This window comes from Nocardioides dubius (genome assembly GCF_039528155.1).
Taxonomy (GTDB): Bacteria; Actinomycetota; Actinomycetes; order Propionibacteriales; family Nocardioidaceae; genus Nocardioides; species Nocardioides dubius.
In genome coordinates, this window is the sequence record NZ_BAAALG010000012.1 from 123,520 (window position 1) to 138,892 (window position 15,373).

The following is a 15,373-nucleotide window of genomic DNA, read 5'->3' on the forward strand; positions in this document are numbered from 1 at the left end:
GATGGTGCGACGCCTGGTGGTCGTAGGCGCTTCGCTGGCCGGGCTTCGGGCGGTTGAGGCGGCCCGTCGCGCGGGGTTCGACGGGGAGGTGGTGCTGGTGGGCGACGAGGCCCACCTGCCCTACGACCGACCTCCGTTGTCCAAGGCCTACCTGGCCGACGAGACGCCGAGCGAGCCTTGGTTCCGCACCGCGGACCATCTGCGGGACGAGCTCGGGGTCACCCTGATGCTCGGGACTCCGGCGTCCGGCCTCGACGCCGAGCGCCAGGTACTTCGGGTCGGTGACGCCGAGGTGCGCTACGACGCGCTGGTCATCGCGACCGGCGCCACCGCCCGGCGCTGGCCCGGCACGGAGGAGTTGGGCGGCGTGCACCCACTACGCACGCTTGACGACGCCCGCTCCGTCCGTGCCGCGTTGGACGCCGGCGCCCGCACTGTGGTGGTGGGCGCCGGCTTCATCGGCTCCGAGGTCGCGGCCGGCGCACGTAAACGTGGCCTCGACGTCACCATCGTCGAGGCGCTCGACGTACCGCTGTCGCGGTCGGTGGGCACCGAGATCGGCGAGGCCTGCACTCAGTTGCATCGGGAGCAGGGTACCGACCTGCGTTGCGGCGTCACGGTCACCGGTTTCGAGGAACGCGACGGTGCCGTCACCGCGGTCCGGCTCTCGGACGGGTCGACGGTCGCTGCCGATCTGGTCGTGGTCGGCATAGGCGTCATCCCGAACACCGGTTGGCTGGCCGGCTCCGGCGTCCGGCTGCACGAACGTGATGGCGGGATTGTCTGCGACGAGTCGTTGTGGACGGGAGTCCCCGGTGTCTATGCGGCCGGCGACGTCATGCACTGGCCGAACCCGTTGTTCGACGGTGAGGTGATGCGGTTGGAGCATTGGACCACCGCTGCGGAGCAGGGGGCGTGTGCGGCGCGCAACGCGATCGAGCCGGGCCGCGACGAAGCGCTCTCGACGGTGCCGTACTTCTGGTCGGACTGGTACGACCACCGGATCCAGTTCGTCGGCATCCCGCGTGCCGACGAGGTGCGGGTGGTCAGCGCCGAGCAGGACGACGACCGCTTCCTGGCTCTCTACCGTCGCGGCGACCGTCTGGTCGGCGTACTGAGCGTCGACCGGCCGACCCAGATCATGAAGTACCGACGGCTGATCGTGAATCGGGCCAGCTGGACCGAGGCGCTCGAGTTCGCCGGCGTCAGCACCCAGCAGGCTGTAACGCGTTGACGTCGGCACCGCTGCGGGGCATGGTCCTGCTCGCCTCGGGCAGTACCCGCGGTGTGGGGGAGGCCATTGTCTGTGCGGCGGCCCGCGCTGGTGCCGATGTGGTGCTGCTGGCGCGGGAACTCCCTGCGGGGGAGTCGGACCGGCATGAGCAGGAACTGCGTGCCCGGATCGAGGGATGGGGGCGCGAGTTCCTGCTGGTACGGGGGGATGTGCGGGACGGGGCGGGAGCGGACCGGGCGGTGGCAGCGGCCATCGCCCGGTTCGACCGTCTCGATCTGGTGCTCAACAATGCGAGCGTGATGTGTCTTGACGGCACCACTGACACTCCGTTGGCGGCCTTCGAACTGATGGTGGAGGTCAACATCCGGGGGACGTTCCTGCTCACCCGGGCCGGGCTGCCCTACCTGCGTCGGGCAGCGCATGGCCAGATCCTGACCATCTCGCCGCCGATCGAGCTTGAGGAGGGCGGTCTCGGCTCCAGCGTGCCGTACCTGGCCACCAAGTACGCGGCAACCGCGTTGACCCTCGGCTGGGCCGCCGAGCATGCCGATGCCGGCGTCTCGGCCAACTGCCTGTGGCCGCACGCGCCGCTACGGGACCCCGGGGGAGTCTTCCTTCCGGCCCGGCGGCAGAAGGTGTATCTCCCCGAGATCATGGGAGACGCCGCCGTCGAGGTCTTCGCCCGCCCGCCCGGTCAGGTGACCGGCCGGATGCTCCTCGACGCCGAGGTGCTCGGCGCCGCCGGGGTCACCGACCTGGCGCCCTACGTCTGGCACCGCCCCCGACACCTCACCGGAGCGTTTCCCCCGACCGATAGTCCCTGACGAGTTGGCCCCTCAAATCACGGTTTGAGGGGCCAACTCGTTCGTCAGCGTTGCGACGTCGCGGCTACAGCGGCAGGTCGAGGGCGTTCGGCAAACCTGCCTTGTAGAGCTGTTCGTCGACCATCTTCAACGCCTCGAACTCCTGCGGGCGATAGAGCTGGAACATCTGCACCCGCTCGGCGCGGGAGCCGCGCTCGTCGAGGATGGCGTTGACGGCGGCGCGGGCGGACTCGTTGGCCCCCTCCATGGTGGCCAGGTCGATGTTGGTGCGCACGTAGTCGCCGCTGAGCAGCAGGTTGGCGATCCCGCTCCGCGCCTCGGGGCGGTCGTCCCAGGAGCCGACCGTGTTGATCAGCAGGGGAGTGGCGTTGGTGTTGCGCCCCCGCTTGGCGTTCCAGGCGATGCCCGGGTCGAGGAACCAGGAGTGGATGATGCTGTCCGGCAGCTGGGCCCCGGCGGTCTCGTGAGCGCGGATCTGGGCCAGCACCTCACGGGCGATCTGGGCCGGGGTGCACTGCTTGGCCGGCTTCTTGTAGAGGATGCCGGGCTCGCTCCAGTTGGAGATGTCGACCGAGAGGATGTCGCGGACCTTGCCGTCGCCGTAGTCCCGGCTGATCCGGCGCCCCTTCCAGAACTGGCCCTGGGTGAGCGCGGTGATCGCCCACGGCGAGTCGATGAAGCTGATGTGGCCGTGGGTGAGATCGATCGGCTGGCGCAGGAAGTACTGGATGCCGACCATCCAGTCCGGCTTGAGGGCGTCGAGCCGGCGCAGGTGCGGTGCCCGGCGCAGCACGGCCGGCGTCAGCGTCTCGCGGGCCCGCTCGACCGGCATCGCGCTGACGAACCAGTCGGCCTCGAAGCGGTGCCGCCGGCCCTTGGCGTCGCGCAGGACGGCCGCCTCGATGCGGCCCTTCTCGACCTCGTAGCGGACCAGGCGCTGGCCCTTGACGAAGCGCACCCCGAGGCTGCGCAGATGCCGCATCCACGGGTTGATCCAGGCCTCGTTGGTGGGCAGGTCGAGCACGCGGTCGAGCGCGCCGTCGTTGCCGCGGCCCATCATGTTCATGATGAACGCCTCGCCCATGTTGCCGATGGTGCGGGTGCTGGCGATGTCGGCGCGGGCGGCGACCAGGCTGCGGGTCAGGCCGGAGGCCAGCACCGTCTGGTACTCGCCGGAGCGGGAGTCGGCGCCGACGAAGTCCCACCAGCTGCGGTGCTCCCACTGCTTGAAGCGGCGCTCCTCGCAGCTGGTCAGGAAGACCAGCAGCCGGGTCACGAACCAGGCCAGCTCGTGGGGCGGAACGGTGCTGCCGCCGAGGGTGTCGGTGAGGTACTTGCGCAGACCGTCCACGGTCAGCAGCTGCTCCGGGTCGGGGCCGAGCCCGAAGATGAAGCCGTCCGCGCGGCCTCCTGCCCGGTAGAACTTGCCCTCGGTCGCGTCGACCAGGTGATCGCCGACGGTGCCGCGGCCGAAGGGGATGCGGCGCATCGTGTTCGGCACGTGGTGGTAGAAGCCGGGGAAGAACCGGAAGCCGTGCTCGCCGGGGAGGTCGCGCCGTCCGCCGCGCCCGGTGTTCGGCACCGGGATGCTGCGGGCCTTGCCGCCCCACGCGCTGGGCTCGAAGACGGTCACCTTGAAGCCGCGCTCGGCCAGCTCGTGGGCGGCGGTCAGGCCGGCCATCCCGCCGCCCAGGACGGCGACCTTGCGGCCGGGCCGGACGGCGAGCGCCGGCGTCTGGGCCAGGGCCAGGGTGCCGGCTGCGACGCCGGTTCCGGCGATCATGCCGCGACGGGTGACGGGCGGGAGGGACGAGTCGAGCGGAGCCATGGCGCGAGACCTCATGAGAACGACGACAGGATTACTGTTACAACGTCGCTGTCACAAAGGGGTTACGTGGGCCGTCCTGGCGGCTCCGGACGGCTTCGGGGCTGCTAGGAGGCGAAGGCGCCGGTGGCCTCGAGGAGGTCCCAGATCTCGGCACTGCGCTTGCTGAGCGCGCTGGGCAGGAAGTGCAGCGCGTCGCGCCAGATCGGGTGGCCGTCGGCGTCGAGGGCGTCGCAGACCGGCCAGTGCGTGCACATCACCGGGTTGATGTCGACCACGGTGACGGCGTCCGAGCGGACGTCGGCGGTGCGATAGAAGGAGTCGATCAACGGGGCAGAGGTGGGAGCGGGCACCCGGCACTGGCTGATCAGGGTGGAGGTGGCCAGGCACTCCAGGGGGTCGCCGATCGAGGCCTTCGGCACCAGCGCGGAGGCCAGCACCACGACCCGGACGCCCTCGGCGGCGAAGTAGTCCAGGCTCTCGCGCACGGTGCGCTCGACCAGCGCGTCGCCGATCAGCTCCTCGTCGGTGAGGTCGGCCAGGTCGTTGCCCCGGGGGAGCTGGGTGAGCAGCACGGTGTCGATGTCGAGCTCGTCGATCAGGCCGCCGTAGAGCGCTGCCCGGGCCTCGCCGCACTGCTCGCGCTTGGCCTCGGCGTGCACCGGCTTGGTGACGCCGCGCTGCCACGAGCACCCGCCGACCGAGCTGCGGAAGAGGCTGAACCCGTGCTCCTCGGCGAGCGCCTTCAGGGTCGGGGTGAGCATCAGCGAGTGCGAGTCGCCGGCCAGCATCACCCGGGGCCCGGTGGGCTCCTCGTGCTCGGTGCAGACGTCGGTCTCCTCGAGCGTGCAGTAGGCGTTCGCGGCACCCACCTCGGCGCTGTACGCCGCCCAGTCGAGGTCGGTGGGGATCGGCTCGTCGCCGGCGCCCGCCAGCTCCAGCGAGGGCCGCTCGGTGGTGCTCGCCGTCGCCGGGGCGCGGTGCGAGTCCAGCAGCGCGGGGACCGCCGTGACGGCGAGCACCGCAGACGCTGCGACGCCGACCACCACGGTGCGCCAGCCGAAGCGGCGCAGCCAGCGGCCGGTGCGCAGCGGGTGCTCGAAGATCTCGAAGCTCAGCGCGGCCAGGCCGCTGGCCACCGCGAAGGTCAGCAGCGCCATGCCCCAGGCCGGGAGGTCGAGCCAGTAGGGGATCAGCAGCAGCACCGGCCAGTGCCACAGGTAGGTGCCGTAGGAGATCCGGCCCAGGTAGACGACGGTCGGGCGGCCCAGCAGCCAGGCCAGGCTGCGGTCCTTCTGCTCGGCCAGGGTGAGCACCAGGCCGGTGGTGGCGAGGGTGGCCAGGATGCCGCGGGTGCTCGGGGTGAAGTCGACCAGGTCGGTCGCGGCGACCAGCAGGATGGCGAGGAAGACCCAGCCGACGCCCGGGCGCAGCCGGTTGCCGGCGTCCTGGGCCCGGTTGCGGCGCACGGCGCGCAGGCTGAGCGCCGCCAACGCGCCGGCCAGCAGCTGGTACAGCCGCGCGTCGGTGCCGTAATAGGCGTGCGACGGGTCGTGCTCGGCCCAGTAGAGCTGGGCGGCGAAGGAGGCGAGGAACAGCACCGAGAGGCCGACCGCGAGGGCCGGGCGCCAGCGCTTGCGCAGCCAGACCAGGGCGATCACCACCAGCGGGAAGATCAGGTAGAACTGCTCCTCGACCGCCAGCGACCAGAAGTGCAGGAACGGGGACTTGTCGACGTCGGCGCCGAAGTAGTCGCCCTCCTGGTGGATGAAGCGCCAGTTGGCGAAGTAGAGCAGGGCGCTCTGGGCGTCGCCGGTCCACGGCAGCCGCTGGACCGCGGAGGCGACCAGCATGAAGATCGCCGAGGTGGCGACGATGACGACCAGCGCCGCCGGCAGCAGGCGACGCACCCGGCGCGCGTAGAAGTGGCCGAGCCGCAGCCCGCCGCGCTCCTCGACCTCGGCCAGGATCAGGCCGGTGACCAGGAAGCCGGAGAGGACGAAGAAGAGGTCCACGCCGACGAAGCCGCCGTCGAAGCTGGACACCCCCGCGTGGAACACCAGGACCAGGTAGACCGCGATGGTTCTCAGGCCGTCCAGGGCAGGGATGTGAGGCTGGGACACGACGTCCACCGTAGGCCACGCGTCCTTGGATTCTTGAGGGCCCTTCGGTGCGACGTAGGCTTGGTAGTCGTCTTGCACTCCCAGCCTTGAGGTGTATCTCCGTGACCACCACCGGTAACGATCCCCGTCTTGCTCCGGCGTCGCTGTTCGCCCGCTTGGAGCCGAAGCTGGCGACCGTGCAGAAGCCGATCCAGTACGTCGGCGGCGAGCTCAACTCGACCGTCAAGGACTGGAACTGCGCCGAGACCACCGGTGACGGCGGTCCCACCGTGCGCTGGGCGCTGATGTACCCCGACGCCTACGAGGTCGGCCTGCCCAACCAGGGCGTGCAGATCCTCTACGAAGTGCTCAACGAGCGCGACTGGATCGTCGCCGAGCGCACCTACTCGGTGTGGCCGGACATGGAGAAGGTGCTGCGCGAGGGCGACGAGCACGGCCCGATCCCGCAGTTCACCGTCGACGCGCACCGCTCGGTGCGTGACTTCGACTTCTTCGGGCTGAGCTTCTCCACCGAGCTCGGCTACACGAACATGCTCAACGCGCTCGACCTGGCCGGCATCCCGCTGCACGCCGTCGATCGCACCGAGGCCGACCCGATCGTGCTCTCCGGCGGCCACGCCTCCTTCAACCCGGAGCCGATCGCGGACTTCATCGACGCCGCCGTGCTGGGCGACGGCGAGGAGATCGTGCTGCGGATCTCCGAGGTCGCACGGGAGTGGAAGGGCGAGATCGCGGCCGGTGCCGACTTCGGCGAGCGCACCCCGCGCGACGAGCTGCTCTTCCGCCTCGCCTCCAGCGGCGCGGTCTACGTGCCCAAGTTCTACGACGTCTCCTACGACGAGGCCACCGGCCAGATCGCCTCGGTCGAGCCGAACCGTCCGGGCGTACCGGCCCGGATCCGCAAGCACACGCTGATGGACCTCGACGCGTGGCCGTACCCGGCGAAGCCGCTGGTGCCGCTGGCCGAGACCGTCCACGAGCGCTTCTCGGTGGAGATCTTCCGGGGCTGCACCCGGGGCTGCCGGTTCTGCCAGGCCGGGATGATCACCCGGCCGGTGCGCGAGCGCTCGATCAACACGATCGGCGACATGGTCGAGAACGGCATCCGCAAGTCCGGCTTCGACGAGGTCGGCCTGCTCTCGCTCTCCAGCGCCGACCACACCGAGATCGGCGACGTCGCCAAGGGCCTGGCCGACCGCTACGAGGGCACCAGCGTCTCGCTCTCGCTGCCCTCGACCCGGGTCGACGCCTTCAACATCTCGCTGGCCAACGAGTTCTCCCGCAACGGGCGTCGCTCGGGTCTGACCTTCGCTCCCGAGGGCGGCTCGGAGCGGATGCGCAAGGTGATCAACAAGATGGTCACCGAGGAGGACCTGATCCGCACGGTGGCCACCGCCTACTCGCACGGCTGGCGCCAGGTGAAGCTCTACTTCATGTGCGGTCTGCCGACCGAGACCGACGACGACGTCATGCAGATCGCCGAGCTGGCCAAGAAGGTGATCGCAAAGGGGCGCGAGGTCTCGGGCCACAACGACATCCGCTGCACGGTCTCGATCGGTGGCTTCGTGCCGAAGCCGCACACGCCGTTCCAGTGGGCCGCCCAGCTCGACCACGAGACCACCGACGCGCGGCTGAAGAAGCTGCGCGACGCCGTCCGCGCGGACAAGCGGTTCGGTCGCGCGATCGGCTTCCGCTACCACGACGGCAAGCCCGGCATGGTCGAGGGCCTGCTCTCGCGCGGCGATCGCCGGGTGGGGCGGATCATCGAGGAGGTCTGGCGCGACGGCGGCCGCTTCGACGGCTGGAGCGAGCACTTCTCCTACGACCGCTGGGTCACCTCGAGCGAGCGGGCCCTGGCCGGCACCGGCGTCGACCTGGAGTGGTTCACCACGCGTGACCGCGAGTACGACGAGGTCCTGCCCTGGGACCACCTCGACTCCGGCCTCGACAAGGACTGGCTCTGGGGCGACTGGGAGGACGCGCTGGCCGCGGCCGAGGGCGAGGACATCGAGGTCGAGGACTGCCGCTGGACCCCGTGCTACGACTGTGGCGTCTGCCCGGAGATGCAGACCGAGATCCAGATCGGCCCCACCGGCCAGAAGTTGCTCCCACTCTCCGTCGTCTGACCACTCAATGTGACCTCAGCGCTGGATTTCCTGGGAATTTCGGACGCTCAGGTCACATTGAGTGGCTTCTCCAGTCAGGTGGTTCGTTGGAGCTCACGCTCGACGGCGCGCCGGATCCACGAGGAGACGCTGCGATCGTCGGCCTCGGCGCGACGCTTCACCTCTGCAAGGAGCTCCTCGGGAAACCTGATCGGCACCGGTGCGCCCATGCGGGCCTTGCGGCGGATCGGCGCGCCAGTAGGGCGCTGGTGCTCCGGGTCGGCGTAGTAGGCGTTCTCTTCGTCGGGGGTCATGCGGGGCATCGGATCAGAGCTCATGGCGATCACCTCGGTAGGTCTGGGCGAGCCGTTTGCTGGCGAGGTAGCAACCGATCGGGCGGCATCGCGTCGGATCGCCGCGCCGGCTAGGTGCGAGCGGCACGACGAGAACCACTCCGTGCACTTCAGCGACCATGAGCCAGTGAGCGGGTGGTTGGGCTGGATAGAAGAGTGGATCGCTGATCCACACGTCGCTTACGTCGTGGAGGCCGAGGTGCGGGTGCTTGAAGAGATGAGCCGCCTGCGTATCGATCTCGAACGGCTGTGGTGCTAGCAGGTCGACATCGAATCTCGTTCCGTATAGCAATGTAATACACATCCGTGACGTCGTCTAGAGCCCAGGCGACTCCCGGGCTTCGCCGCCCAGGCAAGCAGGGTCGGTCGGTGGACGTCGGCGCTCGGGACGCGGCTGTGGAGAGCCGCCTGGGCAAGGCGCGGAGTCAGGTGAGTGGCTTCTCCAGGAGGGTGAACTCGAGGTCGTCGCGCTGGGGGATGCCGAACCGCTCGTCGCCGTAGGGGAACGGGGAGAGCTGCCGGGTGTCGCGGTAGCCGCGTCGCTCGTAGTAGGCGATCAGGTCGGTGCGCTGCCGGATCACCGTCATCTCCAGGTGGGTGGCGGCCCAGCCGGCGCGTGCGTGCTCCTCGGCGTGGGCCAGCACCTGGCGCCCGACGCCGTCGCCCTGGCGGGTGGGGGAGACGGCGAACATCCCGAAGTACGCGCGCTCGGCCCGCTGCTGCAGGCTGGCCCCGCCATGGTAAGCCGCCCTCAATGTGACCTCAGCGCGGGGAATTGCCCTGAATTGCAGCGCTCAGGTCACATTGAGCTGGTCTTCGATGTACTGGGGCCGGGCGGCGTACATGCCGAAGGCGAACTGCGGGACGGCGATCGCCAGCAGGAACCACAGCGGCACCGTCCAGCCGCCGGTCGCGTCGTAGAGCGCACCGACGGCGAACGGGCCGACGGCGGCGAGCAGGTAGCCGACCGACTGGGTGAAGCCGGAGAGTGCGGCGGTGCCGGCCGGGGTCCGGCTGCGCAGCCCGATCATGGTCAGGATCAGCGGGAAGGTGCAGGCGCCGATCCCGACGATCACCGCCCAGAGCACGGCCAACGAGTGCGGCGCCAGCATCAGCCCGACGTAGCCGACCGGGTAGCAGACCATGATCGCGGCGAAGATGCCCTGTTGGCTGGTGCGCCTGGCGGCAGCGGCCGGGATCCACAGCGAGAGCGGGATGCTGACCGCGGCCAGCAGTCCGACCAGCGCCCCTGCGGTCGCTGCCGAGTAGCCGGAGTCGCGCCACAGCTGCGCGAACCAGCCGAAGATGGCGTAGGCCTGCAGCGACTGGAACCCGAAGAAGAAGGCCATCGCCCAACCCAGCCGGGTGCGGGCCACGTCGGCCAGCCGTACCCCGCGGTGTGCGGTGCCCGGAGCCGCGTCGTGGCGCAGCAGGAAGAGCCAAGGCAGCGCGCAGACGGCGGCCAACCCGGCCCAGACGCCGATCCCGACCCGCCAGCCGCCGAACGTCTCGGCGATCGGCACGGTCAGGGTGAGGGCGCCGGTCAGTCCGATCGCCATCGCGGTGGTGTAGGCCGCCGTCAGCAGGCCGACCCGGTCGGGGAAGTGCAGCTTGACCAGCGAGGGCAGCAGCACGTTCGCGGCGGCCATCCCGGCCAGGGCGAGCATCGACAGGGCCAGGAAGGGGAGCGAGGAGTCCACCAATGCCCGCCCGGCCAGACCGAGGATCACGCCGACCAGGGCGAGCAGGGTCACCCGGTGCACGCCCCAGCGGCTGGCCGCGGCCGGGGCGAGGGCGCCGAAGCCGGCGAAGGCGATCACCGGCAGCGAGGTCAGCAGACCGGCCACGGTGTGGGACATCGCGAGCCCCTCGGTGACCTCCTCGAGCACCGGGCCGACCGAGACGGCGGCCGGGCGCAGGTTGAGGGAGACGGTGAGGATCCCGATCAGGATCAGGATCGACTCGGTGCGGGACGTGCGAAGGGGCGGGGAGACGGACACACGGTCCATGCTCTCCCCGCCCCTCATCGGGCGCGTGACCGGGGTCAGCCGATCTTGCCGGTGATGTCGTCGCCGTTGGTCTTCTCGATGTAGCAGACCAGGCGGTCGTCGAGCTCCGGGTCCGACGGGTCCTCGGTGACGGTCTTCCAGGTGAAGGAGTCGTCGACAGCCGCGACCAGAGCCGGATCGGCCATCGCTCGGCACAGGCTCTCCTCGCCCGGGGCCTGAACCTCCTGGATGGTGCTGGCGCCCACCTTGTCGGCCGCATCCTGGAAGGTGCCCACCCAGACGATCTGAGCGTCGTGGTCGTCGTCGCAGTCGCTCTTCATCATCGAGACGGTGGTCTCGTCGCCGTCGGTCTCCTCGTCGGTCTCGATGCACTGGCCGACCTCGGCGTTGTCGAGGGTGACGACCTGGTTCCAGCCCCAGAAGCCGAGGGCGACCACGCCGACGAGCAGCGCCGTGCACAGCACGCTGATCGGGATCGCGGCGATCGCCGCCCACCGCGCCCGGCGCTTGCCGTCCTTGGTCCGCGACAGGCCGAAGAAGGCGAGGATGAAGCCGATCGGGGACAGACAGCAGGTCAGGCTCAGCACGAATGCGGTGATCGAGACGCCGTCGTTCGGGGCCTGGGCGTCGTTGCCGCCCTGCCAGCCCTGGTACTGCGCGCCGCCCGGGTACTGCTGGCCGTAGGCCGGCTGCCCGTACTGACCGGGCTGCCCGTACTGGCCCGGCTGGCCGTACTGACCGGGCTGCTCCGGCTGGCCGTACTGGCCCGGCTGCGCAGGCGGCTGGTTCCAGGGCTGGTCGCCCGAGGCCGGCTGCTCGCCCGCGGGCTGGTCGCCGGACGGCTGCGGGTTGCCCCACTCGTTGGGCTGGCCGTTCCCGGCGTCGTCACCCGAGCCCGGGTAGGAGGGAGGTTGGGTCATGTCATTCCTCGGTGCTGGTCGGGTTGGTGCTGGACGGGGTGGTGCTGGAGTCGGTGTCGCGCGCGGGGGAGCCGGTCAGCGGGCTGCCGTCGCTGTTGCGCAGGAAGCAGACCACGGCGGTGCCGGCGCGCAGGTCGTCGTCGGCGGCCAGTGGCCTGAGCTCCTGGCCGGCGGCGGTGACCTCGGCCAGGGAGCGACCGGAGGCGGTGAGCTCGGTGCTGCACAGGCGGCCCGCCGCATCCAGGTCGAGGGCGTCGTCGGAGGCGTCGAAGGTCGCGTAGACCTCGCCGTGGTGCGCGGCGGAGCAGGAGACCACGGAGAGGTCGTCGACGGCGAGGTCGCCTTGGGCGATCGCCTCCGAGGCGATGCAGTCGCCCACCTCCAGATCGGCCACCCGCAACGGCTCCGGGGCGTCGTCGCGGGTCAGCACGACCGCGAGCACCACGCCCAGGGCCACCAGCAGCAGCACGCCCAGGGCGACGGCGGGCAGGAACCAGGGACGCCGGCGTCGCGGCGCCACCGGTGGCTGGCTCGGCCACGGCTGCCCCTCGATCGGTGCCTGCTGCCCCTGCCACAACGGCTGCTGCACCGGCGGGAGCGGGACGTAGGGCGCCTGTCCCGGCTGCTGGGGAGGCACAGGATCGCCGTACGGGTTGGATCCGGGCGGAGGCAGGGGAGGCTGATGCGACATCGCGAGACCCCCTTCTCCGTAGCGCCGGCCATTGCCTGGGCTGCGCCGACTGCGCGTGGGCAGCAGGCTACCGGGGTGCTGAGGCATGCTGTGGGATGTGGTGCACATCGATGATCAGCAGAGGCGCGCGCGCCTGGCGCTCCGTCACGCGTTGGCCCGGGACGCGCAGGCCGGCTCCGTGGAGGAGGCGACGCGTGCGCTCACCGTGCTGCACGCCACCGACAGCTCGACGATCTACCTGGCCCTGGCGGCGCGGGTGCCCGGCCTGAGCCCGGCCGACGTCGACCGGGCGCTCTACGAGAAGCGCTCGGTGATCCGGCAGATGGCCATGCGCCGCACGCTGTTCGGGGTGCCGGTCGAGCTGATGCCGGCAGTGGTCGGCAGTGCCGGGCACCGCCTGGTCGGTCAACAGCGCCGAGCGATCGCACGCGACGTGGAGAAGGCGGGCCTCAGTGCGGACGGCGACGCCTGGGTGCAGACCGCCGAGGCGGCGGTCAGCCGGTTGCTCGCCGACGGGGGCGAGTTCACCGCGCCCCAGATCCGCGAGCTGCTGCCCGAGGTCGCCGGCACCATCGACTACGCGCCCGGCAAGAGCTACGGCGGCGCTCAGCCGATCGCCCCGCGGGTGCTCACCGCGATGAGCGCTCACGGCAGCATCGTCCGGGCCCGGCAACACCACCACTGGCGCCTGAACCGGCCGACCTGGCAGTCGATGGAGTCCTGGATCGGTGCTCCGCTCGAGCCGGTCACCGAGCAGCAGGGCTACGCCGAGCTGGTCGGGGCCTGGCTGCGCAGCTTCGGCCCCGGCACCGAGGAGGACCTGGTCTGGTGGCTCGGCTCGACCAAGGCCGCGGTGCGCCGCGCCCTCGCCGACGTCGAGGCCCTCACCGTCACCCTGGACGGCGGCGCCACCGGCTGGGTGCTGCCCGACGACCTCGCGCCGACGCCCGAGGTCGAGCCCTGGGTGGCGCTGTTGCCGTCGCTGGATCCGACCACGATGGGGTGGAAGGGCCGCGGCTTCTACCTGGACGAGCGCCAGCCGCGCTACTTCGACCGGGTCGGGAACGCGGGCGCCACCGCCTGGCTCGACGGCCGGGTGGTCGGCACCTGGATCCAGGACGCCGACGGCGTGGTCCGGGTGCACCTCGACGAGGCGGTGCCGGCCTGGGCGCAGCGCGCCTTCCGCGCCGAGGCCGAGCGGCTGAGCGCCTGGTGCGAGGGGGTGCGGATCTCCTCGATCTGGGTCTCGCCGGCGATGGCGGAGGCGGCGAAGGCGCTGTAGCGACCCGGGCTCGGTATCGTTCACGGGTGCGTGAACAACCCGAGCAGCAGGCCCCGCCCGTCCAGCGTCTGAGGATCCGCTACGCCAAGCGCGGACGCCTGAGGTTCACCAGCCACCGTGACTTCAGCCGGGCCTTCGAGCGGGCGGTCTTCCGGGCCCGGATCCCGATGGCCTACTCCTCGGGCTTCAACCCGCACCCGCGGATCTCCTATGCCGGCGCTGCGCCCACCGGATCGGCCAGCGAGGCGGAGTACCTGGAGATCGCGCTCGCCCAGGTCGTCGTGCCGGCCGACGTCGCGGCCCAGCTGGCCGAGGCGCTGCCGCCCGGTCTGGACGTGCTGGAGGTGGTCGAGTCGGCCGGGGGCTCGCTGAGCGAGCGGCTCGAGGCGAGCCACTGGAGCCTGGACATCGTCGTCGACCCGACGGCCGCCCGGGACGCGGTCGCGGCCTTCCTGGCCGCGGAGAGCGTCGAGGTCGAGCGGATGACCAAGAAGGGGCTGCGCACCTTCGACTGCCGCGCCGCGGTGGTCAGCCTGGCGGTCACCGAGCCGGCCGACCGGGCCGGCGTCCGGCTCGAGCTGGTGCTGCGCCACGGCACGCCGAGCGTGCGTCCCGACGACGTGCTCTCCGGTCTGCGGGCGATCGCCGGGCTGGACGCAGGCACCCAGGTGCTGCTCACCCGGGCAGCGCAGGGGCCGCTCGCCGAGGACGGTACGGTCGGCGACCCGCTGACTTCGGGAGAATGAACCAGTTCGCTGGCCGGTGTGCGATACTCCCCATCAGGTCAATGTGACGCGGCTTGCCGCACACAGACCCGACGACGTTCCCGCCGGACCAGCCAGGTTCCGGCACGCACGCCGAGCAGAGGTAGCTGACCGCGACGCGGCCCGGTGCTGGTGACAGCAGCACCATCAGGCCCAGCGACCGCGGTTGTGCCCCCGGCCCGGCAGGCGACGCATGGCGGGGGAGGTCGCCGCCACCCGAAGGCTTGAGTCCGGTGTGCTGAGGCACTCCGGCAATGACCAGGTGTCGCGATCGTGAGGTCGCGGCGCCGAGGAGAGCAGATGCTCGACGACGACAACACCCCCGCAACCACCGGCACGGACGAGGTGGCGCAGGAGCCGAAGGCTCCGGCGAAGAAGGCAGCCAAGAAGGCTCCTGCCAAGCGGACCACCAAGAAGGCCGCCGCCAAGACGGCGGAGGCTCCTGCCGCCGAGCAGGCCCCCGTTGCCGACGACGCGGCCGCCGAGGCCGCTGCCGAGGCTCCGGCCGCGAAGAAGACCGCCAAGAAGGCTGCTGCCAAGACCGCCAAGAAGGCGCCGGCGAAGAAGGCCGCCGCCAAGAAGACCACGGCCAAGAAGGCCGTCGCCGCCGATGACGCGCAGGCTGCGCTGATCGCCGACGCCGCCCCGGCGGACGCAGCGCCCGCCGACGTCGTCGCCGAGGTGTCGGCCGACGAGGCCAAGCCGGCCAAGAAGGCCGCCGCGAAGAAGACCGCCAAGAAGGCGCCGGCGAAGAAGGCCGCCGCCAAGAAGGCCGCGCCGGTCGCCGAGCCCGCAGCCGAGCCCGCTCCGGTAGAGGCCGCTGCCGAGCCCGGTGCTGAGGCAGGAGCGGAGGTCCCGCTCTTCCTCGCTCCCGAGGCTGCCCCGGCCCGTCGCACCCGCAGCCGCAAGAAGGCTGTCGCCGAGCCTGTCGAGCCCGCTGCTGAGGTGGCTCCCGCCGAGGCCGAGGCTGTCGCTGCTCCCGAGGCCGCACCGGCCGCCGAGGACGAGACCCCCGCCAAGAAGCCCGCCCGCAAGCGTGCCGCCCGCAAGCCGAAGTCGGCCCCGGTCGAGCCGGTTGTCGAGGACGAGGCTGCCGAGGACGAGGCCGGCGAGGAGACCGCCGAGGTCGCCGAGGCGCCTGCCGACGCCGAGCAGCCCGCCGAGGCCACCGATGCTGACTCCACCGAGGCAGCCGAAGCAGAGACCACCGAGGGCGACGCCGACGAGGAGGACGCCGAGGAGG

At 71.1% G+C, this 15,373-nt stretch carries 14 protein-coding genes; 7 read left to right on the top strand and 7 right to left on the bottom strand.

Annotated elements, in window-relative coordinates; all coding sequences use genetic code 11:
* Window position 1 precedes the first annotated feature (1 nt).
* The gene (locus ABD151_RS16785; protein ID WP_343995944.1) at window positions 2–1,234 is read left to right on the top strand and encodes an NAD(P)/FAD-dependent oxidoreductase; all 1,233 of its coding nucleotides are present in this window, start codon (window positions 2–4) and stop codon (window positions 1,232–1,234) included.
* Window positions 1,231–2,058: an SDR family NAD(P)-dependent oxidoreductase gene (locus tag ABD151_RS16790; RefSeq protein ID WP_343995945.1), complete on the top strand. Its 828-nt coding sequence runs from the start codon at window positions 1,231–1,233 to the stop codon at window positions 2,056–2,058. The genes ABD151_RS16785 and ABD151_RS16790 overlap by 4 nt, the downstream gene beginning before the upstream one ends.
* 64 nt (window positions 2,059–2,122) lie before the next feature.
* Here ABD151_RS16790 and ABD151_RS16795 read toward each other — a convergent pair whose 3' ends face one another.
* Together ABD151_RS16795 and ABD151_RS16800 are read right to left on the bottom strand one after the other, a co-directional pair.
* Window positions 2,123–3,841 carry a hydroxysqualene dehydroxylase gene (locus ABD151_RS16795; protein ID WP_343995946.1) on the bottom strand — a complete coding sequence of 573 codons (1,719 nt, stop codon included), beginning with the start codon at window positions 3,839–3,841 and terminating at the stop codon, window positions 2,123–2,125.
* A 149-nt stretch (window positions 3,842–3,990) separates the two neighbouring features.
* Window positions 3,991–6,006, bottom strand: a complete 2,016-nt coding sequence (locus ABD151_RS16800; RefSeq protein WP_343995947.1) for an acyltransferase family protein — start codon at window positions 6,004–6,006, stop codon at window positions 3,991–3,993.
* 101 nt (window positions 6,007–6,107) lie between these two features.
* Between ABD151_RS16800 and ABD151_RS16805 the strand changes: the two genes are divergently transcribed.
* Complete coding sequence (locus ABD151_RS16805; RefSeq protein WP_343995948.1) at window positions 6,108–8,132, top strand: TIGR03960 family B12-binding radical SAM protein; 2,025 nt, start codon at window positions 6,108–6,110, stop codon at window positions 8,130–8,132.
* 74 nt (window positions 8,133–8,206) lie between these two features.
* Here ABD151_RS16805 and ABD151_RS16810 read toward each other — a convergent pair whose 3' ends face one another.
* A complete protein-coding gene (locus ABD151_RS16810) occupies window positions 8,207–8,425 on the bottom strand; it encodes a YlcI/YnfO family protein (RefSeq protein ID WP_343995949.1) in 219 nt (72 codons plus the stop codon).
* 22 nt (window positions 8,426–8,447) lie between these two features.
* Between ABD151_RS16810 and ABD151_RS16815 the strand changes: the two genes are divergently transcribed.
* Window positions 8,448–8,723, top strand: coding sequence for a hypothetical protein (locus tag ABD151_RS16815; RefSeq protein WP_343995950.1), 276 nt, complete (start codon window positions 8,448–8,450; stop codon window positions 8,721–8,723).
* A 166-nt stretch (window positions 8,724–8,889) separates the two neighbouring features.
* Here the strand turns inward: ABD151_RS16815 and ABD151_RS16820 are convergent, their stop codons facing one another.
* The 4 genes from ABD151_RS16820 to ABD151_RS16835 are packed head-to-tail and all read right to left on the bottom strand — an operon-like array spanning window position 8,890 to window position 12,030.
* A complete protein-coding gene (locus tag ABD151_RS16820; protein WP_343995951.1) occupies window positions 8,890–9,219 on the bottom strand; it encodes a GNAT family N-acetyltransferase in 330 nt (109 codons plus the stop codon).
* A 39-nt stretch (window positions 9,220–9,258) separates the two neighbouring features.
* A complete protein-coding gene (locus ABD151_RS16825) occupies window positions 9,259–10,473 on the bottom strand; it encodes a CynX/NimT family MFS transporter (RefSeq protein ID WP_343995952.1) in 1,215 nt (404 codons plus the stop codon).
* 35 nt (window positions 10,474–10,508) lie between these two features.
* Window positions 10,509–11,393: a hypothetical protein gene (locus tag ABD151_RS16830; RefSeq protein ID WP_343995953.1), complete on the bottom strand. Its 885-nt coding sequence runs from the start codon at window positions 11,391–11,393 to the stop codon at window positions 10,509–10,511.
* A 1-nt stretch (window position 11,394) separates the two neighbouring features.
* Window positions 11,395–12,030: a hypothetical protein gene (locus ABD151_RS16835; protein WP_343995954.1), complete on the bottom strand. Its 636-nt coding sequence runs from the start codon at window positions 12,028–12,030 to the stop codon at window positions 11,395–11,397.
* Window positions 12,031–12,169: 139 nt separating this feature from the next.
* Here ABD151_RS16835 and ABD151_RS16840 point away from each other — a divergent pair, with 139 nt between their 5' ends.
* From ABD151_RS16840 to ABD151_RS16850, 3 genes are all read left to right on the top strand, one after another.
* On the top strand, window positions 12,170–13,366 hold the full coding sequence (locus tag ABD151_RS16840; RefSeq protein ID WP_343995955.1) for a winged helix DNA-binding domain-containing protein: 1,197 nt from the start codon (window positions 12,170–12,172) through the stop codon (window positions 13,364–13,366).
* Window positions 13,367–13,392: 26 nt separating this feature from the next.
* Window positions 13,393–14,112, top strand: coding sequence for a TIGR03936 family radical SAM-associated protein (locus ABD151_RS16845; RefSeq protein WP_343995956.1), 720 nt, complete (start codon window positions 13,393–13,395; stop codon window positions 14,110–14,112).
* Window positions 14,113–14,430: 318 nt separating this feature from the next.
* Window positions 14,431–15,373: hypothetical protein (locus tag ABD151_RS16850; RefSeq protein WP_425571941.1), on the top strand; the 943-nt coding region annotated here is incomplete at its 3' end.